Annotated in this window: 29 protein-coding genes; 24 read left to right on the top strand and 5 right to left on the bottom strand. The window is 60.2% G+C overall.

The annotated features are described in order from the left end of the window. Positions 1–37: 37 nt before the first annotated feature. The 22 genes from trmJ (at position 38) to J4D25_RS09935 (ending at position 19,139) form a co-directional block, all read left to right on the top strand. Positions 38–808 (top strand): tRNA (cytosine(32)/uridine(32)-2'-O)-methyltransferase TrmJ, encoded by a 771-nt coding sequence (trmJ, locus tag J4D25_RS10040; protein WP_008053257.1) that lies wholly within the window; start codon positions 38–40, stop codon positions 806–808. 2 nt (positions 809–810) lie between these two features. Continuing rightward, entirely contained in the window at positions 811–1,587 is a 777-nt protein-coding gene (cysE, locus tag J4D25_RS10035; RefSeq protein ID WP_007982740.1) for a serine O-acetyltransferase, read from the top strand. A 254-nt stretch (positions 1,588–1,841) separates the two neighbouring features. Further along, positions 1,842–2,333: a Fe-S cluster assembly transcriptional regulator IscR gene (gene iscR / locus J4D25_RS10030; protein ID WP_007903581.1), complete on the top strand. Its 492-nt coding sequence runs from the start codon at positions 1,842–1,844 to the stop codon at positions 2,331–2,333. A gap of 50 nt (positions 2,334–2,383) precedes the next feature. After that, positions 2,384–3,598 carry an IscS subfamily cysteine desulfurase gene (locus J4D25_RS10025; RefSeq protein ID WP_057716303.1) on the top strand — a complete coding sequence of 405 codons (1,215 nt, stop codon included), beginning with the start codon at positions 2,384–2,386 and terminating at the stop codon, positions 3,596–3,598. 101 nt (positions 3,599–3,699) lie between these two features. Beyond that, positions 3,700–4,086, top strand: coding sequence for a Fe-S cluster assembly scaffold IscU (gene iscU, locus J4D25_RS10020; RefSeq protein WP_028620148.1), 387 nt, complete (start codon positions 3,700–3,702; stop codon positions 4,084–4,086). A 34-nt stretch (positions 4,087–4,120) separates the two neighbouring features. After that, positions 4,121–4,444 carry an iron-sulfur cluster assembly protein IscA gene (gene iscA / locus J4D25_RS10015; protein ID WP_003227904.1) on the top strand — a complete coding sequence of 108 codons (324 nt, stop codon included), beginning with the start codon at positions 4,121–4,123 and terminating at the stop codon, positions 4,442–4,444. Positions 4,445–4,452: 8 nt separating this feature from the next. After that, entirely contained in the window at positions 4,453–4,974 is a 522-nt protein-coding gene (hscB, locus tag J4D25_RS10010; RefSeq protein WP_057716302.1) for a co-chaperone HscB, read from the top strand. Between the two features lie 51 nt (positions 4,975–5,025). After that, a complete protein-coding gene (hscA, locus tag J4D25_RS10005; protein ID WP_057716301.1) occupies positions 5,026–6,888 on the top strand; it encodes a Fe-S protein assembly chaperone HscA in 1,863 nt (620 codons plus the stop codon). 2 nt (positions 6,889–6,890) lie between these two features. Next, entirely contained in the window at positions 6,891–7,232 is a 342-nt protein-coding gene (fdx, locus tag J4D25_RS10000) for an ISC system 2Fe-2S type ferredoxin (RefSeq protein ID WP_007998670.1), read from the top strand. A gap of 14 nt (positions 7,233–7,246) precedes the next feature. After that, positions 7,247–7,447, top strand: coding sequence for a Fe-S cluster assembly protein IscX (gene iscX, locus J4D25_RS09995; RefSeq protein ID WP_008070969.1), 201 nt, complete (start codon positions 7,247–7,249; stop codon positions 7,445–7,447). Positions 7,448–7,536: 89 nt separating this feature from the next. Next, on the top strand, positions 7,537–7,962 hold the full coding sequence (gene ndk / locus J4D25_RS09990) for a nucleoside-diphosphate kinase (RefSeq protein ID WP_007903599.1): 426 nt from the start codon (positions 7,537–7,539) through the stop codon (positions 7,960–7,962). A 28-nt stretch (positions 7,963–7,990) separates the two neighbouring features. Further along, positions 7,991–9,133 carry a 23S rRNA (adenine(2503)-C(2))-methyltransferase RlmN gene (rlmN, locus tag J4D25_RS09985; protein WP_057716300.1) on the top strand — a complete coding sequence of 381 codons (1,143 nt, stop codon included), beginning with the start codon at positions 7,991–7,993 and terminating at the stop codon, positions 9,131–9,133. Positions 9,134–9,149: 16 nt separating this feature from the next. Beyond that, positions 9,150–9,908, top strand: coding sequence for a type IV pilus biogenesis/stability protein PilW (pilW, locus tag J4D25_RS09980; RefSeq protein ID WP_057716299.1), 759 nt, complete (start codon positions 9,150–9,152; stop codon positions 9,906–9,908). Then, the gene (locus J4D25_RS09975) at positions 9,908–10,942 is read left to right on the top strand and encodes a RodZ family helix-turn-helix domain-containing protein (RefSeq protein WP_057716298.1); all 1,035 of its coding nucleotides are present in this window, start codon (positions 9,908–9,910) and stop codon (positions 10,940–10,942) included. The genes pilW and J4D25_RS09975 overlap by 1 nt, the downstream gene beginning before the upstream one ends. A 3-nt stretch (positions 10,943–10,945) precedes the next feature. Further along, entirely contained in the window at positions 10,946–12,055 is a 1,110-nt protein-coding gene (ispG, locus tag J4D25_RS09970) for a flavodoxin-dependent (E)-4-hydroxy-3-methylbut-2-enyl-diphosphate synthase (protein ID WP_008057743.1), read from the top strand. A 38-nt stretch (positions 12,056–12,093) separates the two neighbouring features. After that, positions 12,094–13,383 carry a histidine--tRNA ligase gene (gene hisS / locus J4D25_RS09965; RefSeq protein WP_008053247.1) on the top strand — a complete coding sequence of 430 codons (1,290 nt, stop codon included), beginning with the start codon at positions 12,094–12,096 and terminating at the stop codon, positions 13,381–13,383. Between the two features lie 41 nt (positions 13,384–13,424). Then, positions 13,425–14,066 carry a tetratricopeptide repeat protein gene (locus J4D25_RS09960; RefSeq protein ID WP_057716297.1) on the top strand — a complete coding sequence of 214 codons (642 nt, stop codon included), beginning with the start codon at positions 13,425–13,427 and terminating at the stop codon, positions 14,064–14,066. After that, the gene (gene bamB, locus J4D25_RS09955; protein ID WP_057716296.1) at positions 14,059–15,210 is read left to right on the top strand and encodes an outer membrane protein assembly factor BamB; all 1,152 of its coding nucleotides are present in this window, start codon (positions 14,059–14,061) and stop codon (positions 15,208–15,210) included. The genes J4D25_RS09960 and bamB overlap by 8 nt, the downstream gene beginning before the upstream one ends. Before the next feature lie 76 nt (positions 15,211–15,286). Next, a complete protein-coding gene (locus tag J4D25_RS09950) occupies positions 15,287–15,463 on the top strand; it encodes a hypothetical protein (protein ID WP_157858934.1) in 177 nt (58 codons plus the stop codon). After that, entirely contained in the window at positions 15,451–16,920 is a 1,470-nt protein-coding gene (gene der, locus J4D25_RS09945) for a ribosome biogenesis GTPase Der (RefSeq protein ID WP_057716294.1), read from the top strand. The genes J4D25_RS09950 and der overlap by 13 nt, the downstream gene beginning before the upstream one ends. A 291-nt stretch (positions 16,921–17,211) precedes the next feature. Further along, entirely contained in the window at positions 17,212–18,360 is a 1,149-nt protein-coding gene (locus tag J4D25_RS09940) for a pyridoxal phosphate-dependent aminotransferase (RefSeq protein WP_057716293.1), read from the top strand. After that, complete coding sequence (locus J4D25_RS09935; protein WP_057716292.1) at positions 18,348–19,139, top strand: amidohydrolase; 792 nt, start codon at positions 18,348–18,350, stop codon at positions 19,137–19,139. The genes J4D25_RS09940 and J4D25_RS09935 overlap by 13 nt, the downstream gene beginning before the upstream one ends. 186 nt (positions 19,140–19,325) lie before the next feature. On the opposite strand, the gene leuA is transcribed toward J4D25_RS09935, so the two are convergent. After that, positions 19,326–21,005, bottom strand: coding sequence for a 2-isopropylmalate synthase (leuA, locus tag J4D25_RS09930; RefSeq protein ID WP_057716291.1), 1,680 nt, complete (start codon positions 21,003–21,005; stop codon positions 19,326–19,328). Positions 21,006–21,171: 166 nt separating this feature from the next. Here leuA and J4D25_RS09925 point away from each other — a divergent pair, with 166 nt between their 5' ends. Next, a complete protein-coding gene (locus J4D25_RS09925) occupies positions 21,172–21,333 on the top strand; it encodes a hypothetical protein (protein ID WP_167362849.1) in 162 nt (53 codons plus the stop codon). Between the two features lie 124 nt (positions 21,334–21,457). Here J4D25_RS09925 and J4D25_RS09920 read toward each other — a convergent pair whose 3' ends face one another. After that, positions 21,458–22,279 (bottom strand): M23 family metallopeptidase, encoded by an 822-nt coding sequence (locus tag J4D25_RS09920; RefSeq protein WP_057716290.1) that lies wholly within the window; start codon positions 22,277–22,279, stop codon positions 21,458–21,460. Positions 22,280–22,282: 3 nt separating this feature from the next. Continuing rightward, positions 22,283–23,662 carry an exodeoxyribonuclease VII large subunit gene (xseA, locus tag J4D25_RS09915; protein WP_057716289.1) on the bottom strand — a complete coding sequence of 460 codons (1,380 nt, stop codon included), beginning with the start codon at positions 23,660–23,662 and terminating at the stop codon, positions 22,283–22,285. A 196-nt stretch (positions 23,663–23,858) separates the two neighbouring features. On the opposite strand from xseA, the gene J4D25_RS09910 reads away from it, so the two are divergent. Beyond that, positions 23,859–24,626, top strand: a complete 768-nt coding sequence (locus J4D25_RS09910) for a sulfite exporter TauE/SafE family protein (protein ID WP_057716288.1) — start codon at positions 23,859–23,861, stop codon at positions 24,624–24,626. Positions 24,627–24,760: 134 nt separating this feature from the next. Here the strand turns inward: J4D25_RS09910 and J4D25_RS09905 are convergent, their stop codons facing one another. Continuing rightward, positions 24,761–25,168, bottom strand: a complete 408-nt coding sequence (locus tag J4D25_RS09905; RefSeq protein ID WP_057716287.1) for a hypothetical protein — start codon at positions 25,166–25,168, stop codon at positions 24,761–24,763. Positions 25,169–25,176: 8 nt separating this feature from the next. Further along, positions 25,177–25,605, bottom strand: coding sequence for a DNA polymerase III subunit chi (locus J4D25_RS09900; RefSeq protein ID WP_057716286.1), 429 nt, complete (start codon positions 25,603–25,605; stop codon positions 25,177–25,179). Positions 25,606–25,617: the final 12 nt, after the last annotated feature.

The raw sequence follows: 25,617 nt of genomic DNA, 5'->3' as shown, positions 1-25,617 counted from the left end.
ATTCGGCTCCCGATTATTGTGTTCGAGAGCGCCTCCCTTGCTGCAAAACATTCGTGTCGTCCTGGTCAATACCAGCCATCCGGGCAATATCGGCGGGGCTGCGCGTGCCATGAAGAACATGGGGCTGTCGCGGCTGGTGCTGGTCGAGCCTCGTGTGTTCCCGCATCACGAGGCCGATGCCCGTGCTTCCGGTGCCGGGGACATCCTTGAAAACGCGCAAGTCGTCGCCACCTTGGAAGATGCCTTGGTCGGTTGCAACCTGGTGCTTGGTACCAGTGCTCGCGACCGGCGCATTCCCTGGCCGCTGCTCGATCCCCGCGAATGCGGAACGAAGGTGGTCGAGGAGGCGGGGCAGGGTGCGGAAATCGCTCTGGTGTTCGGTCGTGAAGATTCCGGCTTGACCAACGAAGAGCTGCAGCGATGTCATTATCACGTGCACATTCCATCGGACCCTGAGTTCAGTTCGCTGAACCTTGGGGCGGCGGTGCAGGTGTTGGGTTATGAAGTGCGCATGTCCTGGCTGGCGGCCCAAGGTCAGCCGAGCAAGGTCGAGAAGGAAGAAGTGGCCTCGGTCAAAAGCGCTGAGCTGGCGACCATGGACGAACTGGAGCGATTCTATGAGCACCTGGAGCAGACCCTGGTGGCCATCGAATTCCTCGATCCGGAAAAGCCACGGCACTTGATGGCGCGCCTGCGCCGGTTGTACGGACGCAGCTCGGTCAGCCGGGCGGAAATGAATATTTTGCGTGGCATCCTCACGGAAACCCAAAAAGCGGCCCGTGGTGAGCTCCTTAAGCGGAAGGATTAATGATGTTCGAGCGTTTGCGTGAAGATATCCAGAGCGTATTCCACCGAGACCCGGCGGCGCGTAACGCTTTTGAAGTCCTGACTTGCTATCCGGGCATGCACGCCATCTGGATCCACCGTTTGTCGGCGATGCTGTGGCGCGCGGACCTGAAATGGCTGGCGCGGCTGGTGTCGAACTTCGGCCGCTGGCTGACCGGAATCGAGATCCATCCGGGGGCCAAGGTCGGTCGTCGTTTCTTCATTGACCATGGCATGGGCATCGTCATCGGTGAAACCGCCGAGATCGGCGATGACGTCACTATTTATCAGGGCGTGACCCTGGGCGGCACCAGCTGGAACAAGGGCAAGCGTCACCCGACCTTGGGTGATGGCGTCGTGGTCGGGGCGGGCGCGAAGGTGCTCGGCCCGTTCACGGTTGGTGCCGGGGCCAAGGTCGGTTCCAACGCCGTTGTGACTAAAGAAGTGCCGCCGGGTGCCACTGTGGTGGGTATTCCGGGGCGAATCATCGTCAAATCCGACGAAGAGCAAGATGCCAAGCGTAAGGCCATGGCCGAGAAAATCGGCTTCGATGCCTACGGTGTGACTGAAGACATGCCTGACCCGGTGGCTCGCGCCATTAACCAGTTGCTCGATCACCTGCAGGCGGTCGATGGTCGTCTGGAGGGGATGTGCGGGGCGTTGAAGGACCTGGGCAGCAATTACTGTGCGAAAGATCTGCCTGAGCTGCGCGAAGAAGATTTCGCCTGCGTGAAGGACAAGGATCAGAGTCAGGCCAGCTAAACCGAGTCGAATTCATCGCGAGCAAGCTCGCTCCCACAGGTGATCACGTTGTACAGGCTGACGCGTTCCAGTGTGGGAGCGAGCTTGCTCGCGATGAACGATAACGCGGTACTGCTGGCTGTATATGGCCAGCCTTTGCTATGATGCTGCCGCTCTTTTGCGGGTAAACCTGACTAAAGTACTAGGTCTTATAGTTGACTTAAATACTCGGGAATTGCATACTCGCCTCATTCCGAACTCCGTGGTAATTGTCCATGCGACTGACTACAAAAGGCCGATACGCCGTGACCGCCATGCTTGACCTGGCGTTACACGCGCAGCACGGGCCCGTGTCCCTGGCCGATATCTCCGAGCGCCAAGGCATCTCCCTGTCCTACCTCGAACAGCTTTTCGCCAAGCTGCGCCGCAGCAATCTGGTGTCCAGCGTGCGTGGTCCGGGTGGTGGCTACCAATTGTCCCGCGACATGCAGGGCATCCAGGTCGCCCAGGTGATCGATGCGGTGAACGAATCGGTCGATGCAACCAAATGCCAGGGCCAGGGTGATTGCCATCAAGGCGATACCTGTCTGACCCACCACTTGTGGTGCGATCTGAGCCTGCAAATTCACGAATTTCTGAGCGGTATCAGCTTGGCTGACCTTGTGACTCGCCGTGAGGTACAAGAAGTAGCCCAGCGTCAGGACCAGCGCCGTTGCAACAGCAAGGCGCCACGCCTGGACAAGATTGAAGCGTCCGCCGTCGAATGACAGCCAAAGAGCTAGCGGCACGCCAGCCAGCCTGATTTAGGAGATAGTCCATGAAATTGCCGATTTACCTTGATTACTCTGCGACCACCCCGGTTGATCCGCGTGTTGCGCAAAAAATGAGTGAATGCCTGCTGGTCGACGGAAACTTCGGTAACCCGGCGTCCCGTTCCCACGTGTTCGGCTGGAAAGCTGAAGAGTCCGTTGAAAACGCTCGTCGTCAGGTCGCTGACCTGGTCAACGCCGACCCGCGTGAAATCGTCTGGACCTCCGGTGCCACCGAATCCGACAACCTGGCAATCAAGGGTGCGGCACATTTCTATGCCACCAAAGGCAAGCACCTGATCACCACCAAGATTGAGCACAAGGCTGTCCTGGACACCATGCGCCAACTGGAGCGTGAAGGCTTCGAAGTGACCTACATCGAGCCTCGTACCGATGGCCTGGTGACCCCGGAGATGATCGAAGCCGAACTGCGCGACGACACCATCCTGGTTTCGGTCATGCACGTGAACAACGAAATCGGCACCGTCAACGACATCGCAGCGATCGGCGAACTGCTCCGTTCCAAGGGCATCCTGTTCCACGTCGACGCCGCTCAGTCCACCGGCAAGGTCGAGATCGACCTGCAGAAGCTGAAAGTCGACATGATGTCGTTCTCCGCCCACAAGACCTACGGTCCTAAAGGCATCGGCGCCCTGTACGTAAGCCGCAAGCCGCGCGTGCGTATCGAAGCGACCATGCACGGTGGCGGTCACGAGCGCGGCATGCGTTCCGGCACCCTGGCGACCCACCAGATCGTCGGCATGGGTGAGGCCTTCCGCGTAGCCAAGGAAGACATGGCTGCCGAGAACGCGCGCATCAAGGCGTTGAGCGACCGTTTCTACAAGCAGGTCGAGCACCTGGAAGAGCTGTACGTCAACGGCAGCATGACCGCCCGCGTTCCGCACAACCTGAACCTGAGCTTCAACTACGTTGAAGGCGAGTCGCTGATCATGGCGCTCAAGGATCTGGCGGTTTCGTCCGGTTCGGCCTGCACCTCGGCGTCCCTTGAGCCTTCGTACGTACTGCGCGCCCTGGGCCGCAACGACGAACTGGCACACAGCTCGATCCGCTTCACCTTCGGCCGTTTCACCACCGAAGAAGAAATCGATTACGCCGCGCAGAAAGTTTGCGAGGCCGTTACCAAGCTGCGCGCTCTGTCGCCGCTGTGGGACATGTACAAAGACGGCGTCGATATCTCGAAGATCGAGTGGGCGGCACACTAAACAAAGAAGCCGCCGGATACGGGTCCTGTAGCAGCGCGGCGGTACACGCAGCGTAACTACAGGGTCTCAAGAGCGGCCCTGATGAGTGAGGATTGAGAATCATGGCTTACAGCGAAAAGGTCATCGACCACTACGAAAACCCGCGCAACGTCGGCAAGATGGACGCGGAAGATCCTGATGTCGGCACCGGCATGGTCGGCGCTCCGGCGTGCGGCGACGTGATGCGCCTGCAGATCAAGGTCAACGAAGCCGGCATCATCGAAGATGCCAAGTTCAAGACTTACGGCTGCGGTTCGGCTATCGCTTCCAGCTCCCTCGCCACCGAGTGGATGAAGGGCAAGACCCTGGACGAAGCGGAAACCATCAAGAACACCCAGCTGGCTGAAGAACTGGCCCTGCCGCCAGTGAAAATCCACTGCTCGGTACTCGCTGAAGACGCCATCAAGGCGGCTGTTCGCGATTACAAGCAGAAGAAAGGCTTGATCTGATTTTCGAGTTTTGGCGACGAGTAAGGAGTCACCGATGGCTATCAGCATGACAGAAGCGGCTGCTCGACACGTGCGGCGCTCCCTCGACGGGCGCGGCAAAGGTGAAGGGATTCGTCTGGGTGTTCGCACCACGGGCTGTTCCGGCCTTGCCTACGTGCTGGAGTTTGTCGACGAGGTGGTTGCAGAGGACCAGGTGTTCGAGAGTCACGGCGAGAAAGTGATCATCGACCCGAAGAGCCTGGCCTACCTGGACGGCACCGAACTCGATTTCGTCAAGGAAGGGTTGAACGAAGGCTTCAAGTTCAACAACCCCAACGTACGCGGTGAATGTGGCTGCGGCGAAAGCTTCAACATCTGAGGCTTGTCGTGGGTACTCCTTGTCATTTCGCTTTATTTGAGCTGCAACCGAGTTTCGATCTGGATCTCGATCAGCTGGCTACGCGCTACCGTGAGTTGGCGCGCGGCGTTCATCCGGACCGCTTTGCTGACGCTTCCGAGCGCGAGCAGCGGTTGGCGCTGGAACAATCCGCGAGCCTCAACGAGGCCTACCAGACGCTCAAGAGTCCACCCAAGCGCGCGCGTTACCTGCTCGCCTTGAATGGTGGCGAGCTGCCGCTGGAGGTCACGGTGCATGATCCGGAGTTCCTGCTGCAGCAGATGGAGTTGCGCGAAGAGCTCGAAGACCTGCAGGACAGCGCCGACCTGAATGGCGTTGCCGTCTTCAAGCGCCGCCTCAAGGCTGCCCAGGATGAACTGAACCAAAGCTTCGCAGCTTGCTGGAACGATGCCGCGCACCGTGAACGGGCCGAACGCCTGATGCGGCGCATGCAGTTCCTCGACAAGCTCACCTACGAAGTGCGCCAGTTAGAAGAGCGCCTCGACGATTAACCCAGTGCCGCTCCGGTCGCACGCCTGATATACAGATAAGTCCTGATAACGATGGCCCTACTGCAGATCGCCGAACCCGGCCAAAGTCCTCAACCGCACCAGCGTCGTCTGGCTGTGGGGATCGACTTGGGCACTACCAATTCGCTGGTCGCTGCATTGCGCAGTGGACTTTCCGAGCCTCTGGCTGACGCAGAAGGGCGGGTCATCCTGCCGTCTGCCGTGCGCTACCATGCCGATCGCGTCGAAGTTGGCGAATCCGCCAAGCTGGCCGCCGCCACCGATCCGTTGAACACCGTGCTGTCGGTCAAGCGCTTGATGGGTCGTGGTCTGTCCGACGTCAAGCAATTGGGCGATCAACTGCCGTACCGCTTTGTCGGTGGCGAATCGCACATGCCGTTCATCGAGACGATCCAGGGGCCGAAAAGCCCGGTGGAAGTCTCCGCCGACATCCTCAAGGTTCTGCGTCAGCGTGCCGAGGCGACCCTGGGCGGTGAGCTGGTGGGCGCGGTGATCACCGTTCCGGCCTATTTCGACGACGCTCAGCGTCAAGCCACCAAGGACGCGGCCAAGCTGGCCGGTCTGAACGTGTTGCGCTTGCTCAATGAGCCGACCGCGGCAGCCGTGGCTTACGGTCTGGACCAGCACGCCGAAGGCTTGGTCGCGATTTACGACCTGGGCGGCGGCACCTTCGATATTTCGATTCTGCGCCTGACCGGCGGTGTTTTCGAAGTGTTGGCCACCGGCGGCGACAGCGCCCTGGGTGGCGATGACTTCGACCACGCGATTGCCGGCTGGATCATTGAGGGTGCCGGTTTGTCGGCCGACCTTGATCCGGGCGCGCAGCGTCAACTGCTGCAGACTGCCTGTGCCGCCAAAGAAGCGCTGACCAGTGCCTCGTCGGTCGAAGTGGCGCATGGCGCCTGGAAAGCCGAACTGACCCGTGAAGCCTTTGATGCGTTGATCGAGCCGATGGTCGCTCGCAGCCTGAAGGCCTGCCGCCGCGCGGTGCGTGATTCCGGTGTCGAACTGGAAGACGTGCATGCCGTGGTCATGGTCGGTGGTTCGACTCGCGTGCCTCGCGTTCGTGAAGCTGTCGCCGAAGCCTTCGGTCGCCAGCCGCTGACTGAAATCGATCCGGATCAAGTGGTAGCCATCGGTGCTGCGATCCAGGCCGATACCCTGGCCGGCAACAAGCGCGATGGCGATGAACTGCTGCTGCTCGACGTGATTCCGTTGTCCCTGGGGCTGGAAACCATGGGCGGCCTGATGGAGAAGGTGATTCCACGCAACACCACCATCCCCGTCGCTCGTGCCCAGGACTTCACCACTTACAAAGACGGCCAGTCGGCCATGGCCATCCACGTATTGCAGGGCGAGCGCGAGCTGATCAGCGACTGTCGCTCCCTGGCACGCTTCGAATTGCGCGGCATTCCAGCGATGGTGGCCGGCGCAGCGAAGATTCGCGTGACCTTCCAGGTCGATGCCGATGGCTTGCTCAGTGTTTCCGCCCGCGAACTGGGTTCGGGCGTGGAAGCCAGCATCCAGGTCAAGCCGTCCTACGGTCTGACCGACGGCGAAATCGCCAAGATGCTCAAGGATTCGTTCCAGCACGCCAACGATGACAAGGTTGCCCGCGTACTGCGTGAGCAGCAGGTCGATGCCCAGCGCCTGATCGAAGCGGTGCAGGCTGCTCTGGAGGCCGACGGCGACCGACTGCTCGACGCCGACGAGCGCATGGTCATCGACCTGCAGGTGCAGGAACTGACCGAACTGATGAAAGGTACCGATGGTTACGCCATCGAGCAGCAGACCAAGCGTCTGTCGCAAGTGACCGACGCCTTTGCTGCCCGCCGCCTGGACTCGACGGTGAAAGCCGCGCTGGCGGGGCGCAACCTGAATGAGATTGAGGAATAACGATGCCGCAGGTCATTTTTCTGCCACACGAGAAGTTTTGCCCCGAAGGCATGGTTGTTGAGGCTGAGACGGGTATTTCCATCCTCGAACTGGCCCACGAGCACCACATCGAGATGGAAAGTGCCTGTGGCGGCGTTTGTGCCTGCACCACTTGCCACTGCATCATCCGCGAGGGTTTCGACTCGCTGGAAGAGGCTGACGAGCTGGAAGAGGACTACCTTGATAAGGCTTGGGGTCTTGAGCGTGAGTCCCGTCTGGGGTGCCAGGCCAAGGTCGGTACCGAAGACCTGACCGTCGAGATTCCGAAGTATTCGCTCAACCATGCGGCCGAAGCACCGCACTGATTCAAGGATCTGAAATGAGTCTGAAATGGGTTGATGTGCTGGAAATCGCGATCCAGTTGGCTGAAAGCAAGCCTGAGGTGGACCCGCGTTACGTGAACTTCGTCGATCTGCACCAATGGGTGCTGGCATTGCCGGAGTTCAGCGATGATCCGACCCGCGGCGGCGAGAAAGTGCTTGAAGCCATTCAGGCCGCCTGGATCGAAGAGGCAGACTGAGTCTGTCGAGCAGGTTAGGCAATACCCGAGAACCCGCGTATAATTCGCGGGTTTAATTTTTCGTAAATTACCGTTTCTGGAGTTACACCATGGCTGTTCAACGTACTTTCTCCATCATCAAGCCTGACGCCGTTGCTAAAAACGTTATCGGCGAGATCACCACTCGTTTCGAAAAAGCTGGCCTGCGCGTTGTAGCTTCGAAACTGAAGCAACTATCCAAAGCCGAAGCTGAAGGCTTCTACGCTGAGCACAGCGCTCGTGGTTTCTTCAACGACCTGGTTGCTTTCATGATCTCCGGTCCGGTTGTCGTTCAGGTTCTGGAAGGCGAAAACGCTATCGCTCTGAACCGTGAGCTGATGGGCGCTACCAACCCTAAAGAAGCTGCTGCCGGCACCATCCGCGCTGACTTCGCTGATTCCATCGACGCCAACGCCGTACACGGTTCGGACTCCGAAGCCGCTGCCGCTCGCGAAATCTCGTACTTCTTCGCAGCTACTGAAGTAACCACTCGCTAAGCATTGGCTTAAGAGTGAAGGTGAATCCATGACTACATCGACTGTAAAAACTAACCTGCTGGGTCTGACCCAGCTGGAAATGGAAAAATTCTTCGACTCAATCGGGGAGAAGCGTTTCCGTGCCGGTCAGGTAATGAAATGGATTCACCACTTTGGTGTCGATGATTTCGATGCCATGACGAACGTCAGCAAGGCCTTGCGCGAAAAGCTCAAGGCTGTTGCTGAGGTCCGTGGTCCGGAAGTGGTCAGCGAGGACATCTCCAGCGACGGCACCCGCAAGTGGGTGGTGCGCGTGGCGTCCGGCAGCTGCGTCGAGACCGTTTACATTCCCCAGGGCAAGCGCGGCACCTTGTGCGTTTCGTCCCAGGCAGGCTGTGCCCTGGATTGCAGTTTCTGCTCCACCGGCAAGCAAGGCTTCAACAGCAACCTCACCGCCGCCGAAGTCATCGGGCAGGTGTGGATTGCCAACAAATCCTTTGGCAGCGTCCCGGCAACCGTCGACCGTGCCATCACCAACGTGGTGATGATGGGCATGGGTGAGCCGCTGCTGAACTTCGACAACGTCGTCGCGGCCATGCATTTGATGATGGACGACCTGGGCTACGGCATTTCCAAGCGCCGTGTGACCCTGTCGACCTCCGGCGTGGTGCCGATGATCGATGAGCTCTCCAAGCACATCGACGTCTCCCTGGCGTTGTCCCTGCACGCACCGAATGACGCATTGCGTAACCAATTGGTGCCGATCAACAAGAAGTATCCGCTTAAGATGCTCCTCGAGTCGTGCCAGCGCTACATGTCGAATCTCGGCGAAAAGCGCGTGCTGACCATCGAGTACACCTTGCTCAAAGATATCAACGACAAGGTCGAGCACGCCGTGGAGATGATCGAGCTGCTCAAGAACATCCCGTGCAAGATCAACCTGATCCCGTTCAACCCGTTCCCGCACTCCGGTTACGAGCGCCCGAGCAACAACGCCATTCGTCGTTTCCAGGATCAGCTTCATCATGCCGGTTTCAACGTCACCGTCCGCACCACCCGTGGTGAAGACATCGATGCGGCCTGTGGTCAACTGGTAGGGCAGGTGCTGGATCGCACCCGTCGCAGCGAACGTTATATCGCCGTGCGTGAACTCAACGCCGACAACGATGTAGCGCAAGACGCCGCGAAATAACCAAGAGAGGATCTCTATGTCCCTGCGCTTTGCGCTGCTTTTGCTGTTGGCCAGCCTGTGTGCTGGCTGCGTGCTTTCGGGTGATTACAACCCGATGAAGACCAGCAAGGGCCGTGATGAAGCGCGTGAGGCCTATGTGCAACTCGGTATCGGGTATTTGCAACAAGGCATGACCGAGCGCGCCAAGGTTCCGTTGAAGAAAGCATTGGAGCTGGATGGCTCCGACCCTGATGCCAACGCGGCGCTGGGGCTGGTGTTCCAGGCCGAGATGGAACCGGAACTTGCCGACGAGCATTTTCGCAAGGCGCTGGCTTCCCGTCCCGCCGATGCACGAATCCTCAATAACTACGGCAGTTTCCTGTTCGAGCAGAAGCGTTACAACGAAGCCTACGAGCGCTTTGAACAGGCCGCTGCCGATACCCTGTATCCTGAGCGTTCGCGGGTGTTCGAGAACCTGGGCATGACCGCAGCGATGCTCGGTCAGCGCGATCTGTCCCGGCAGCAACTGGAAAAAGCCCTGCGCCTGAACCGCCAACAACCACGTGCATTGCTGGAAATGGCTGAGTTGTCTTACGAAGACAGGCATTATGTGCCTGCGCGTGACTATTACGACCGTTTTAGCCAGCTCTCGGAGCAAAATGCACGTAGTCTATTGCTCGGCGTTCGGCTGGCAAAAGTGTTCGAAGACCGCGACAAGGCCGCAAGTGCAGGCCTGCAACTAAAAAGACTCTATCCCGGTACGCCGGAATATCAGCAATACCTGTCGGAGCAATGATGAAAGCGGCGCATCCCGAAGTTGTAGCAGCGAATCGCGTAAACCCCGGTGAGACTTTGCGCCAGGCCCGCGAAAGCAATGGCTGGTCGCTGGCCGAAGTGGCCCTCAAGCTCAACCTCACCACCACTTCCCTGAGCAATCTGGAAGCCGGCGCCTTCGACAAGCTGCCCGGGCATACTTTTGCCCGTGGTTACATTCGCGCCTATGCCAAGTTGCTCGGCATGGACCAGGCCGTTCTGGTCCAGCAATTCGATCAATCCACCGGTACCGACTCCCAGGGCAGCAATGTTCACAGCCTGGGCCGTATTGAAGAGCCGGTCCGGGTTTCCCACACCATTTTACGAATCGTCAGTCTGTTGTTGCTGGTCGCGGTGATCGGTGGCGGTTTCGTCTGGTGGCAGGATCAGACCTCGATGCGCACCAAGGACCTGATCGGTCTGGCACCAGAGCACGTAGAAGTCGAAGGCGCCGACGGTACGACACAGATTCACCCGCTGGACGAGCCGGAAGACCAGGCCGTCGTGGAAGGTCAGAGCGAAGGCGTAACCGCCCTCGCGCTGCCACAGGCCGACGCTCCGGCTGAAGCACCAGAGCAGGCTCAGGCGACTGCGCCAGCCGCCCCGGTAGCGCCGACCACGCCAGCCGCACCCGCGCACACCACTGCGCCCGTTGTCGCAGCGCCGGTGACCCCGGCAGCTCCGGCTCCGGCAGCTCCTGCCGTCCCGGCCCCGGTGGCGACTGCACCGGTAGCCCCTGTCGCTCCGGCTCCAGCGGCAGCCGCGCCGGTGGCCGGTCAAGGCCAGGTTCAGGTGCAGTTCACTTCCGATTGCTGGACACAAGTGACCGACGGTAGCGGCAAGGTGCTGTTCAGCGGTCTCAAACGCAAAGGCGACAGCCTGGCAATCAATGGCAAACCACCGTTTGCCGTGCGTCTGGGCTTTGCCCGTGGCGCTCAGGTCAGCTACAACGGCCAGCCGGTTGATGTCGCTCCGTTCACCAGTGGCGAGACTGCTCGCCTGAAGTTGGGTCAATAAGTCATGCACGGCGAATCTCCAATCAAACGTCGCGAATCCCGCAAGATCTGGGTCGGTAACGTGCCTGTGGGCGGCGATGCGCCTATCGCTGTGCAGAGCATGACCAACAGCGACACCAACGATGTTGCGGCCACCGTCGCGCAGATCAATCGCCTGGAAGCGGCCGGCGTCGATATTGTGCGGGTCTCCGTACCGGACATGGACGCCGCCGAAGCCTTCGGCAAGATCAAGCAACTGGTCAAAGTACCCTTGGTTGCCGACATTCACTTCGACTACCGGATCGCTTTGCGCGTAGCCGAACTGGGTGTCGATTGCCTGCGGATCAACCCGGGCAACATCGGTCGCGAAGACCGCGTTCGTGCGGTGGTGGATGCCGCCCGTGACCGCGGGATCCCGATCCGTATCGGCGTGAACGCCGGTTCCCTGGAAAAAGACCTGCAAAAGAAATACGGCGAGCCGACCCCGGCGGCGCTGGTCGAGTCTGCCTTGCGCCACGTCGAGCACCTTGAGCGCCTGAACTTCCAGGACTTCAAGGTCAGCGTGAAAGCCTCCGATGTGTTCATGGCCGTCGAAGCCTACCGCTTGCTGGCCAAGGAAATCGTCCAGCCGCTGCACCTGGGCATCACCGAAGCCGGTGGTTTGCGTTCCGGCACGGTGAAATCTGCCGTGGGCCTCGGTATGCTGCTCGCCGAAGGGATTGGCGATACTATCCGCATCTCGTTGGCGGCCGACCCGGTCGAGGAAGTGAAAGTCGGCTACGACATTCTCAAATCCCTGCACCTGCGTTCCCGTGGCATCAACTTCATCGCCTGCCCGAGCTGCTCGCGGCAGAACTTCGATGTGGTCAAGACCATGAACGAGCTGGAAGGGCGCCTCGAGGATTTGCTGGTGCCGCTGGATGTCGCGGTTATCGGTTGCGTGGTCAATGGCCCGGGCGAAGCCAAGGAAGCCCATATCGGCTTGACCGGCGGCACGCCGAACCTGATTTACATCGACGGCAAGCCGTCGCAGAAGCTGACGAATGACAATCTGGTGGATGAGCTTGAACGCTTGATCCGCCAGAAAGCGGCCGAAAAGGTCGAAGCTGAAGCTGCCGTTATTGCGCGCGGCTAAGCCCGGCTAAAAAGAGCCGAACGAATTAAGGAATTTAAGTGAGCAAGTCTCTGCAAGCCATTCGTGGCATGAACGACATCCTGCCCGAACAGACTCCCCTGTGGCGTCATTTTGAAGGCACCGTTTCGCGTCTGCTGGATAACTACGGTTACAAGCAGATCCGCATGCCGATCGTCGAGTTCACCGAACTGTTCAAGCGTTCCATCGGTGAAGTGACCGACATCGTCGAAAAAGAGATGTACACCTTCGACGACCGTAACGGCGACTCCCTGACCCTGCGCCCTGAAGGCACGGCAGCCTGTGTGCGCGCGGTGCTGGAACACGGCATCACCGGCGGCGGCCAGGTTCAGAAACTCTGGTACATCGGTCCGATGTTCCGCCACGAGCGTCCGCAAAAAGGCCGTTATCGCCAGTTCCACCAGATCGGTGTCGAAGTGTTCAACCTCGACGGTCCGGACATCGACGCCGAGTTGATCGTGCTGACCTGGCGCCTGTGGGGCGAACTGGGCATCCGCGATGCGGTCAAGCTCGAGCTCAACAGCCTGGGCACCAGCGAGTCTCGCGGTCGTTATCGCGAGGCACTGGTCGAGTTCCTGTCCCGGCATCTGGACAAGCTGGACGAAGACAGCCAGCGCCGCCTGAAGACCAACCCGTTGCGGGTCCTGGACACCAAGAACGCCGAGACGCAGGCGATTCTGGTCGATGCGCCGAAAATGGCCGACTACCTCGACGAAGAATCCCGCGTGCATTTCGAGGGCCTCAAGGCTCGTCTGGACGCCGCCGGTATTCCTTATGTGATCAACCCGAAGCTGGTTCGCGGGCTGGACTACTACAGCAAGACCGTTTTCGAATGGGTCACCGACAAACTTGGCGCCCAGGGCACCGTGTGTGCCGGTGGCCGCTACGACGGTCTGGTGGAGCAGATGGGCGGCAAGCCGACCGCTGGCGTTGGCTTTGCCATGGGCATCGAACGCCTGGTGCTGTTGCTCGAAACCCTGGAGCAGATCCCGCAAGAGATCTCCCGTCAGGTCGACGTCTACCTCTGCGCTTTCGGTGAAGCCGCCGAACTGGCCGGCCTGACCCTCGCAGAGCGCGTGCGTGACCAGTTGCCCAACCTGCGCCTGCAAGTGAATGCCGGCGCCGGCAGTTTCAAAAGCCAGTTCAAGAAGGCCGACAAGAGCGGCGCGCTGTACGCGCTGATCCTCGGTGACGACGAAATGGCCCAGCAAGTGGTAGGTTTCAAACCCCTGCGTGGCCAGGGCGAACAACAAAGCATTGCCTGGGATGCGCTTGCAGCACACCTGGCCACCTGCGTCGTGCAGGGTTGAAGCTGTCTAAACAGCCGAATTAGCGATTAAGGAGTATTGGGGTGTCGAGTACCGAAGACGAACATTTGATGGAATTGAAGGAATGGTGGTCACGCAACGGTAAGCCCCTGGTCACTGGCGGCCTGTTGGCGCTGGTCATCGTGTTCGGCTGGCAGGCGTTCCAGAAGTATCAGAGCAATCAGTCGCAAGGCGCCTCGATTCTCTATCAGCAATTGCTCGAAACCACGCTGACGCCTGACGGCAAGCCTGATGCGGCCCGTGTTTCGGACCTGGCCGGCAAGCTCAACAGCGAGTTCGGCGGCAGCGCCTATGCGCAGTACGGCAGCCTGTTCGTGGCCAAGGTAGCGGTCGACAGCGGCAAGCTGGACGACGCGGTCACCGAGCTCAAGGCCATTGTCGCCAAACCGGCCAACCCGGCGCTGGGCGAAATCGCCCGTCAGCGTCTGGCCCAGGTACTCGGCGCGCAGAACAAGGCCGACGAAGCACTGAAGCTGCTCGAAGGCGATGCCGACAAGGCATTCCTGGCCACTCGCGAAGAGCTCAAGGGTGACCTGCTGGTGCAGCTGGGTCGTACCGACGAGGCGAGCGCGGCGTATCAAAAAGCCAAGGCGGCGCTGTCGGATGAAGCGGCGGTCGGTGGCCTGCAAATCAAGCTGGACGACCTGGCCAAAGGGGATGCGTGACGTGATTCGTTGGAAACATGCAGCATTGCTGGCCCTGGCCATTTTGGCCGCGGGTTGCAGCAGCAACAGCAAAAAAGAACTGCCTCCGGCCGAACTGGTCGACTTCAAGGAAGAAGTGGTTCTGCACAAGCAGTGGAGTCGTTCGATCGGTGACGGTCAGGGCGAAACCTACAACATGCTGGTTCCGGCCATCGATGGCGATACCATCTATGCCGCAGACGTCACTGGCGTGTTGATGGCGATGGACCGCAACACCGGCGACGTCAAATGGAAGAAAGACCTCGAGTTGCCTGTTTCCGGCGCCGTTGGCGTAGGTTACGGTCTGGTCACCATTGGTACGATCAAGGGTGAAATCGTTGCCCTGGACGCGATCAACGGTGAAGAAAAGTGGCGCGCTCGCGTGTCCAGCGAAGTACTGGCGCCGCCAGCCAACAACGGTGACGTCGTGGTGGTTCAGACCCAGGACGATCGTCTGATCGGCCTGGATGCCTCCACCGGTGACCGTCGCTGGATCTATGACAGCACGCCTGCGGTACTGACCCTGCGTGGCACCAGTGCGCCGATCGTGACCAACCGCCTCGCGGTGGCTGGCCTGTCGACCGGTAAAGTGGTTGCCGTGGACATCTCCAACGGCGTACCGGTGTGGGAACAGCGCGTAGCGATCCCGCAAGGTCGTTCGGAGCTGGAGCGCGTGGTCGACATCGACGGTGGCTTGCTGCTGTCGGGCGAGACGCTGTATGTCGCCAGCTATCAGGGGCGCGTTGCTGCTCTGGACCTGCAAAGCGGCCGTCAGCTCTGGCAGCGTGATGCTTCCAGCTATGCCGGTGTCGCCCAGGGTTTCGGTACCGTTTATGTGACCCTGTCTTCGGGCACCGTTGAAGGCGTCGACGAGCGTTCCACCACAGCCTTGTGGAGCAACGACTCGCTGGCCCGCCGTCAACTGTCGGCTCCGGAAGTGTTCTCCAGCTACGTTGCAGTCGGTGACCTGGAAGGTTACCTGCACCTGCTGAGTCAGGTGGACGGTCGTTTCGTCGGCCGCGAGCGCATCGACAGCGACGGCCTGCGTGCCCGTCCGCTGGTGGTGGGTGACACGATTTATGTATATGGCAACAGCGGCAAACTGGAAGCCCTGACCATTAAGTAAAGGTTTGACTATGCTTGGGGTTAACCCCCCAGGCTGCTTCACCGTTTGTAAGAGTGTAGGAGCGAGCTTGCTCGCGATGGACGTCAACGATTACGTTGGCAATCTGGATAAACGCGGTGTCTTTGCGTTTTTCGCGAGCAAGCTCGCTCCTGCAAAAAAACACACGGTGATTGCCCCGAGCACCAGCCGCTGCCTCGCAGCGGCTTTTGTATTTTCTGAAATAACGAAGTGGAGAGCCGCATGGTTCCCGTAATCGCCCTGGTGGGCCGACCGAACGTCGGCAAGTCCACCTTGTTCAACCGCCTGACCAGGACTCGTGACGCCATCGTCGGCGACTTGTCCGGTCTGACCCGTGATCGCCAGTACGGTGAGGCCAAGTGGCAAGGGCGTTCCTACATTCTGATCGACACCGGCGGTATCTCCGGTGACGAGCACGGTATGGACGAAAAGATGGCCGAGCAGTCGCTGCTGGCCATTGAAGAAGCGGATGTCGTTCTGTTCCTGGTAGATGCCAAGGCCGGTTTCACCGCCGCCGACCAGATGATCGCCGAGCATTTGCGCAAACGTAACAAGCGTTCCCATGTGGTGGCCAACAAGGTCGACAATATCGACCCGGAAATGGCCCGCGCCGAATTCGCCCCGTTGGGCATGGGCCACGCGATCCCGATCGCCGGTGCCCACGGCCGTGGTATCACCCAGTTGCTGGAAATCGCACTGAGTGACTTCCCGAAAGACGAAGACGAGCTGGAAGAAGGCGAGGAAGAAGATGTAGCCGAAGGCGAGGAAGCCAAGCGCATTCCTGGCCCAAGCGAAAAAGACGGGATCAAGATCGCCATCATCGGCCGTCCGAACGTCGGCAAGTCGACCCTGGTCAACCGCATGCTCGGGGAAGACCGGGTAATCGTCTATGACCAACCCGGCACCACCCGCGACAGTATCTACATCCCGTTCGAGCGTAACGACGAGAAGTACACGCTGATCGACACCGCCGGTGTGCGCAAGCGCGGCAAGATCCACGAAGAAGTCGAAAAGTTCTCCGTGGTCAAAACCCTGCAAGCGATCAAAGACGCCAACGTGGTGATCTTCGTGATGGACGCCCGTGAAGGCGTGGTGGATCACGACCTCAACCTGCTGGGCTTTGCCCTTGAGGCCGGTCGTGCATTGGTCATCGCGATCAACAAGTGGGACGGCATGACGCCGAGCGAGCGCGACTTCGTCAAGATCGAGTTGCAGCGTCGTCTGTTTTTCGTCGAGTTTGCCGATATTCACTTTATCTCGGCACTGCACGGCACCGGCGTGGGCAACCTCTACGCGTCGGTACAGAACTCGTTCAAGTCCGCGGTTACCCGTTGGCCGACCAGTCGCCTGACCCAGATCCTGGAAGACGCGGTCAGCGAGCACCAGCCGCCGATGGTCAACAGCCGCCGGATCAAGCTGCGTTATGCCCACCTCGGTGGCGCGAACCCGCCGATCATCGTGATCCACGGCAACCAGATCGAGAAGGTGCCGAAGTCCTACGTGCGTTACCTGGAAAACACCTACCGCCGTGTGCTGAAGCTGGTCGGTACGCCGATCCGCATCGAGTTCAAGGGTGGCGAGAACCCGTACGAAGGCAACAAGAACACGCTCACCGACCGTCAGGTCAACAAGAAGCGTCGCTTGATGTCGCACCACAAGAAGGCCGACAAGAAGCGTCGCGACAAGCGCTGATTCAGCGCTTGCTCACTCTTTTGGGGTGGGCTTGTTGTGGCGAGGGGGCTTGCCCCCGTTCGGTTGCGCAGCAGCCGCAATACCTGCAAGTGCGGTCTACCAGACACACCGAGATCGCAGGATTGGGGTCGCTTCGCGACCCAACGCGGGCAAGCCCGCTCGCCACAAGGTACGGCGGTGATCAATTGAAGAAGGGCGTCTATAAGGCGCCCTTTTTCATGCCTGCCGTTTGGGCTATCCTCGGACTCCCCCGCGCCGCCGTAGAGCCGGGTGTAGAGCAGGGAACCACCGATGATCACCAGCAAGCTGCCGAATGTCGGCATCACTATCTTCACTCAGATGTCTCAGCTCGCGGCTCAGACCGGCGCGCTCAATCTGTCCCAGGGTTTTCCCGATTTCGCGGCCCCGCAGGCCCTGTGCGATGCGGTCGGCCGGCATATCGCCAGCGGCCATAACCAGTATTCGCCAATGACCGGGCTGCCGGTGTTGCGTCAGCAGATCGCGGCGAAGATCGCCCGCAGTTATGGCGTGCAGGTGGATGTGGATACTGAAGTGACGGTTACCCCCGGCGCGACCGAGGCGATTTTCTGTGCCATTCAGGCGGTTATCCACAGCGGTGACGAAGTCATTGTGTTTGACCCGGCATACGACAGCTACGAACCTTCGGTGGAGCTGGCAGGCGGCCGTTGCGTGCATGTGCAACTGGGCCTGAACGATTTCAGTATCGACTTCGAGAAGCTTGCTCAGGCACTGAGCCCGCGCACGCGGATGATCATTCTCAACACCCCGCACAACCCTAGCGGTGCGTTGATCAGCCGTGACGAACTCGACCAGTTGGCGACATTAATCCGTGATCGCGATATCTATGTGATCAGCGACGAAGTCTACGAGCACCTGGTGTATGACGGCGTGCCTCACGTCAGCGTGCTGGCCCATGAAGAGCTGTATCAGCGTGCATTCGTGGTCAGTTCGTTCGGCAAGACCTACCACGTCACCGGCTGGAAAACCGGTTATGTGATCGCACCGCCGGCCCTGACGGCGGAATTGCGCAAGGTGCACCAGTACGTCAATTTCTGTGGTGTGACGCCGCTGCAATACGCCTTGGCCGATTTTATGGCCGAGCATCCCGAGCACGTCGAAGAGCTGCCTGCTTTCTATCAGGCCAAGCGTGATCTGTTCTGCGATCTGCTGGTGCCGTCGCGTTTCAGTTTCACCCGGGTGACCGGCACCTATTTCCAGTTGGTCGATTACTCGCAGATCCGCCCGGACCTCAATGACGTCGAGATGGCCCTGTGGATGACTCGCGAGCACGGCGTGGCCAGTATCCCGATCTCGGTGTTCTACCAGACGCCACCGGTCGGCCAGCGCCTGGTGCGGCTGTGCTTTGCCAAGCGTGAGGAGACCCTGCGTGAAGCGGCGGAAAAACTATGCGTGATCTGAGTGCATTGCCGAAACTGACCGTTGCGCTGATCCAGACGTCCCTGGCCTGGCACGACCGCCAGGCCAACCTTGAGCATTTCGAACCGTTGCTGGAGCAGGCTCGCGGCGCCGACCTGATCATTCTGCCGGAGATGTTCACCACCGGTTTCTCCATGGAGTCGGAAGCCCTCGCCGAAGCGGAAAACGGCCCCACCAGCAAATGGCTGCGGGCTCAGGCTTTGAGGCTTGATGCGGTGATCACCGGTAGCGTGATCGTCCAGGCCGCCGACGGCAGTCATCGCAATCGCCTGTTGTGGGCACGCCCGGATGGCGAGGTGTGGCATTACGACAAGCGTCATCTGTTCCGCATGGCCGGTGAGCATAACCACTACACCCCCGGCGAGCGCCAGGTGCAGTTCGAGCTCAAGGGCTGGCGAGTACGGCCGTTGATTTGCTACGACCTGCGCTTCCCGGTGTGGAGCCGTGACGCCCAGGACACCGACCTGCTGCTGTACACCGCCAACTGGCCTGGTGCGCGGCGCCAGCACTGGAACCGTTTGCTGCCGGCGCGGGCGATCGAGAACCTGTGCTATGTGGCGGCGGTGAACCGTATTGGCACGGATGGCAAAGGTTTTGCGTATACCGGTGACAGCCAGGTCCTGGATTTCCAGGGCGAGACGCTGCTCAGTGCCGGAGAGGCTGACGGGGTGTTCAAGGTGGTGCTGGATGCGGCGGAACTGGCGGCGTATCGCACGCGGTTTCCGGCGAATCTGGATGCCGATACCTTCGAGTTCACCTGAAATCTTTACTGTCTGACAGGGCCTCATCGCGAGCAAGCTCGCTCCCACAGTGACCGCGTTCACACCGATCAAATGTGGGAGCGAGCTTGCTCGCGATGGGGCCGGGACAAGCAACACAAAAACAGGCAGGCAAACAAAAAGGCCCCAAGGTTCGCACCTTGAGGCCTTTTGCATTTCAGCGATGGGTTACGCCGCTTTCGCTTCCGGCTGGCTCAGCGAGCGGTTCAGTGCGCTGAACAGGGCCTTGAAGCTGGCGGTGGTGATGTTTTCGTCGATGCCGACGCCATGCACCGCGCGTTCGCCGTTCACTCGCAGTTCAATGTAGGCCGCAGCCTTGGCATTGGTGCCAGCGCCGATGGCGTGCTCGTTGTAATCCATGATTTCCACCGGTACCGGCAAGCCGGCCACCAGCGCCTCCAGGGCGCCGTTGCCCTTGCCGCGCCAGTGCAGGTTAGTCTCGCCCTGGCCTTGGCTGGCCACTTCCACTTCGACGGCGCTGTGACCGTTTTCTTCCTGCAGGCGATGGCTGACCAGCGCGTACGGGGTGTTGGCCTGCAAGTACTCGCTGTGCAGCAATGCGTGGATCTGCTGGGCGGTCATTTCCAGGCCCAGGCGGTCGGTTTCACGCTGCACGACCTGGCTGAACTCGATCTGCATGCGACGCGGCAGGCTGATGCCGTATTCCTGTTCCAGCAGGTAGGCGATACCGCCCTTGCCCGACTGGCTGTTGACGCGGATGACCGCCTCGTAGCTGCGGCCGATGTCGGCCGGGTCGATCGGCAGGTACGGTACTTCCCACAGTGCGTCCGGTTTCTGCTGGGCAAAGCCCTTGCGGATCGCATCCTGGTGCGAGCCGGAGAACGCGGTATGCACCAGGTCGCCGACGTACGGGTGACGCGGGTGCACCTGGATCTGGTTGCACTCTTCGACGACTTTGCGCACGCCGTCGATGTCGGAGAAGTCCAGCTCAGGGTTCACGCCCTGGGTGTAGAGGTTCAACGCCACGGTCACGAGGTCGACGTTACCGGTACGCTCGCCGTTGCCGAACAGGCAGCCTTCGACACGGTCGGCGCCAGCCATCAGGCCCAGTTCGGTGGCGGCAACGCCGGTGCCACGGTCGTTGTGGGTGTGCAGGCTGATGATCACGCTGTCACGACGGTTGATGTGACGGCCAAACCATTCGATCTGGTCGGCATAGATGTTCGGCGTCGCGCATTCCACCGTGGCCGGCAGGTTGAGGATCATCTTGTGCTCGGGCGTCGGGTTCCAGACTTCGATCACCGCGTCGCAGACTTCCTTGGCGAACTCCATTTCGGTGGCGCTGAAGGTTTCCGGCGAGTATTCGAAGGTCCACTCGGTATCCGGCTGCATGGCCGCGTATTTGACGAACAGCTTGGCGGCGTTCACGGCGATGGCCTTGACCCCGTCCTTGTCCTGGTTGAAGACAATGCGGCGGAAGGAAGGGGAGGTCGCGTTGTACAGGTGAACGATGGCTTTCTTCGCGCCGCGCAGGGATTCGAAGGTGCGCTCGATCAGGTCTTCACGGCCCTGGGTCAGCACCTGGATGGTGGTGTCGTCCGGGATGTGGTTGCCTTCGATCAGGGTGCGGACGAAGTCGAAGTCGGTTTGCGAGGCGGCCGGGAACGACGCTTCGATTTCCTTCACACCGACCTGCACCAGGGTTTTCCAGAAACGCAGCTTCTTGACGGCGTCCATCGGTTCGATCAGCGACTGGTTGCCGTCGCGCAGGTCGGAGCTGCACCAGATCGGCGCGGCGGTGATGGTTTTCGACGGCCAGGTGCGGTCCGGAATGTCGATGGTCGGGAACGCGCGGTATTTCGAAGACGGGTCTTTGAGCATGCTCATCAGGAAATCCTTATTGTGTTGGCCGAAAAAAGGCGGCCTGCCGGTGGATCAAAAGTTCTTGGACTAACGCTTGGGACGAGGCACCACGATTCAGCCCGGCAGTCGTGCACTGACGAGGCACAGGCTGCGGTGTTGGCGGAGCTGAATGAGGGTGTGAGAGGTTTTCATGCCTTCAACCCTAACCTTGGGGGGGAAAGATGGCAAGCAGTCGAAAAAAATTGAGAGGAATACTCGTGAGCGGGTATTTATCGAGATTTTATTGCTGCGATTGGCAGTGATTGTTTTGTTGTTTGCGCGAGGTTTGAGTGGTGCGCAATTGATGATGTGACACTGCCGGACTGCTTTCGGTGTCTGTGATATTGCCATCGCGAGCAAGCCCGCTCCCACAGGTACAGCGCAATCCCTGTGGGAGCGGGCTTGCCCGCGAAGAGGCCATCGGCCTCGGCTAGGATTCAGGGCTGAAACGCACCAATGAAGATAGCCGGATCGACCCGCGCATCGTTCAGGCTGATGTTCCAGTGCATATGCGGTCCGGTCGCGCGGCCGGTCGCGCCGACTTTGCCGACCACGTCACCACGGGCCAGTGGCTGCCCCACCTTCACGTCGATTTTCGACATGTGGCAGAACATGCTGATAAAGCCCTGGCCATGGTCGACGAACACTGTGTTGCCATTGAAGAAATAGTTACCGATCAGGATCACCTTGCCGGCGGCTGGGGTCTTGATTGGCGTACCGCCGGGTACGGCGAAGTCCAGGCCTGAGTGGGGATTGCGTTCTTCACCGTTGAAAAAGCGCCGCACGCCGAACTTGCTCGACAGCGGCCCGTTCACCGGTTTGTCCAGCAGCAGGTTGCTCGGGGTGTTGGGGCTGAACGTGCGGTAGGCAGTAATCTGCTCAGCCAGTTCACGCTCGATGCGCTTGAGATTTTCCGGGTCCGGATTGACCTGTTGGGTGTTCTTCAGGGTGATGCGCTGTTCCGGGTATTTCTTGTTGCCAACCGTAAAATTCAGATTACGGCCGCCGCTGCTGATCGATTGAATCCCCGGCTTGACCGTCAGCGGCAGGCCGACAATGGCCAGCCAGTTGTTCTGTTCCTTCACTACCAGCACCGGTTTGCCTTGATAAGTGGCTTTTGGCGCCTGGGCGGACGTGCCCAGGTCCACCACCGCAACGCCTCCCGGCACCGGTTTGTTCAACTGGCGAGTAATGTAGCTGTCGGCATGGGCGTTGAAGGTCAGGAGCAGCAACAGCAACGGAGCAAAGAAACGCGGCATGGATCAATCCAGTAAAGAAAGGGTGACGGGCGTCAGGTGATTGTCTTCGACCCGCACTTGCAGTTCGCCTTCGCCCAGTTTGGCCTTCAGGCGCTGGCCGGTATGGGTTTGCGCGGCGTTGCGGATCGCGTTGCCGCGCTCGTCCAGCAAGATGCTGTAGCCACGGCCGAGGGTCGCCAACGGGCTGACCACATGCAGTGTCTGCATCTGGCTGTGCAACTGCAGGCGACGGCTCTTCAGCCCTTCGCGGATCGCGCGCGGCAGGCGTTCGGCCAGGCTGTCGAGGCGCTGGCGAAGCATTGCCAGTTGCCGGCCCGGATGTTGTGCAGCCAGACGGGTTTCCAGGCGGATCAAGCGTTCGCGGCGGGTGTTGAGGCTGCGCTCGAACGCGCGGCGCATGCGCATGTCCAGGTCATCCAGGCGTTGCGCTTGCTGGCGCAGGCGCTCGCCGGGATGGCGCAGGCGTCGGGAAACGCCTTCCAGGCGCAGGCGGTCGCGCATCAAGCGGTCCCGCATGCGCATCACCAGCCGTCGGTGCAGGCTTTCGACCCGACGCACCAGGTCGCTGGAATCCGGTGCCAGCAATTCGGCGGCAGCGGAGGGGGTGGGCGCGCGTACGTCGGCCACGAAGTCGCTGATCGACACGTCGGTTTCATGGCCGACCGCGCTGACAATCGGCGTCACGCAAGCGTCTACGGCGCGGGCCACGGCTTCTTCGTTGAAGCACCAGAGATCTTCCAGCGAGCCACCGCCCCGGGCCAGGATCAGTGCGTCGAAACCGCGGGCATCGGCCAGTTTCAGGGCGCGGACAATCTGCGCTGTGGCTTCGCGGCCCTGTACGGCGGTAGGGATCAGGGTCAATTGCACCTGCGGTGCACGACGGCGGAACACGCTGATGATGTCGCGGATCACCGCCCCAGTGGGCGAACTGATGATGCCGATGCGTTGCGGATGCGCCGGCAACGGCACCTTGCGCTCGGCACTGAACAGGCCTTCGGCGCTGAGCCTTTCCTTGAGTGCATCGAACGCCAGGCGCAAGGCGCCGTCGCCGGCCGGCTCCACGGTGTCGAGGATCAGCTGATAATCACCGCGTCCCTCGAACAGCGAGACCTTGCCACGGACCTTGACCGCCAGGCCGTCCTTCAAGGCCTGGCGAACCCGTGCTGCGTTCTGCCGGAACAACGCACAACGGACCTGGGCGCCGCTGTCCTTGAGGGTGAAATAGACGTGGCCGGAAGCCGGGCGGGCGAGGTTGGAGATTTCGCCTTCGACCCAGATGTTGCTGAACACGTCTTCAAGCAACACCCGCGCGCGGCCGTTGAGCTGGCTGACGGTCAGGACTTCGCGGTCCAGGCCGAGTCTTGCAAAGGGATCTTTAATCATGGGGCGCAGTTTAAAGGCATTTGCCTGGCAATCTCCACGACTGCTCACAAATCCATTGAGGGCATTTATGTGGGGGCGAGCTTGCTCGCGATGGGGCCAGCAAATTCAGCATTGATGTGCCAGACAGATCGCCATCGCGAGCAAGCTCGCTCCCACAGAGGTAAAGTCGCCTCATGTGATCAAGGAAGATGTTCGGATGAATGTGTTTGAACTGTTGAACCAATGGCCCTTTGGCCCGCTGGACTGGCTGGTAATCGGTGCGGGCATCGCCCTGGCCTACATCGTGTTCGGCATCGCCGGTTTCGGCACCGCGCTGGTCGCCGGGCCGATTCTGATTCTGTTCATGCCACTGTCGAAGATCGTGCCGTTGCTGGTGTTGCTCGATTTTGTCGCGGCATTCGGCAATCTGCTGCCGTCACGGCGAGATGTGGCGAGGCCGGAGCTGTTGCGGTTGCTGCCGTGCATGGCGGTGGGCTGCACACTTGGCGTGATATTCCTGCTGAACCTGAAATCCGACCTGTTGCTGCTGCTGATGGGGCTGTTTATCAGCGCTTATGCAATTTACAGCCTGTGGATAAAGGTCCGTCCGGCGCAGTTGTCCGCCGCGTGGGCGCTGCCGATGGGGACGGTGGGCGGAATGTTTGGCGCGTTGTTTGGCAGCGGCGGCTTTCTCTATGCGATCTATTTGAACAGCCGGTTGCCCAAGGAGGCAGCCCGGGCCACCCAGAGTGCGCTGATCAGTTGCAGTACGGTGGTGCGTTTGAGCCTGTTTGCAATCGCCGGTGTGTATGCCGATTTGCCGTTGCTGGTGCTGGCGGTTTGTCTGTTGCCGGCGATGGTGCTGGGGCTGTGGTTCGGTCGACGGCTGACCATGCGCTTGTCCCGCGAGGCGTTTGTGCGCCTGGTGACGTGGCTGGTGCTGGCCAGCGGGATCGCATTGATCGGACGCTACTTGAGTACCTGAACGCTGCTTCTTCTGTAGGAGCGAGCTTGCTCGCGAAAGACTGGAGGGCGACGCGTTTATCCAGATAGCGCGCGTAATCATTAACGTCCTTCGCGAGCAAGCTCGCTCCTACAGTAGAGCCATATGCGTTGTGGTTAGTCGTTGTACTGGTTCAACAAGCGCTCCAGTCGCGCACTGAGGCGACGTTTGATTTCGGTCTCGATGTGCGGGGCGAAATCGTCGATCACGTCTTGCATGATCAATTGCGCGGCGGCGCGCAATTCGCTGTCCAGGTGCAGCAAGTCATCCGGGTTCTTGCTGGGGGCGGGCGCCGACGTTGCCGCGGTGACGGGTTCAACGATCGGGGCAGGCGTTGTCGGTACGACGGGTGGCGAAGGCTCGCTCACGGCGTCGAACAACATGGGAATCTGTTCCTGATCACCTTCCTCGACCGTGTCGGTCAGCAGAGGCGGTTGCAGGTTGTCATCTCCGAGCAATTGGCGGATCGACTCAAGGTCGTCCAGCAGGTGCGCGGACTGTTGCAGCGGTTTTGGAGTGTCCATTGGAAGGCTCAGAGTCGCTGTAAACGGTGATCTTGCAGAGGATAGCCCTGTTCGCGGTAGAAACGGAAACTCTCCCGCGCGGCCGCTCTGATCGTCGGATCCTCCACCACCACTTCCGCCACCCGGGCGAACCTGTTGGCGAAGGCCGGGACTTTCAGGTCGAGATTGACCAGCAAATCCTGATGTTGACCGCAGTCATCGCCCAACCCCAGGACAATCAAACCCTCAGGCTCGCTGTCGGCGGGGCCGTGGGGCACGAAGCTTTCGCCCTTGAACGTCCACAGCCGCGCATCGAGATCGTCACGCTGGGCCGCGTCGCTGCAATGCAGGTAGATGCGGTGGCCCATGCGCCAGGCTTTCTCGGTGAGCTTGCAGGCAAAGTCCAGGCGTGCCGAAGGATCGGCGCTGGGCAGGATATAGAAGTCGACTTTGGTCATTGCGGTTCCAGA

Origin of the sequence: Pseudomonas sp. GW456-L13, assembly GCF_017350115.1 — a bacterium.
Taxonomy (GTDB): domain Bacteria; phylum Pseudomonadota; class Gammaproteobacteria; order Pseudomonadales; family Pseudomonadaceae; genus Aquipseudomonas; species Aquipseudomonas jessenii.
The sequence above is the reverse complement of the archived record's forward strand: the minus strand, read 5'-3'. Positions and strand labels throughout refer to the sequence as shown.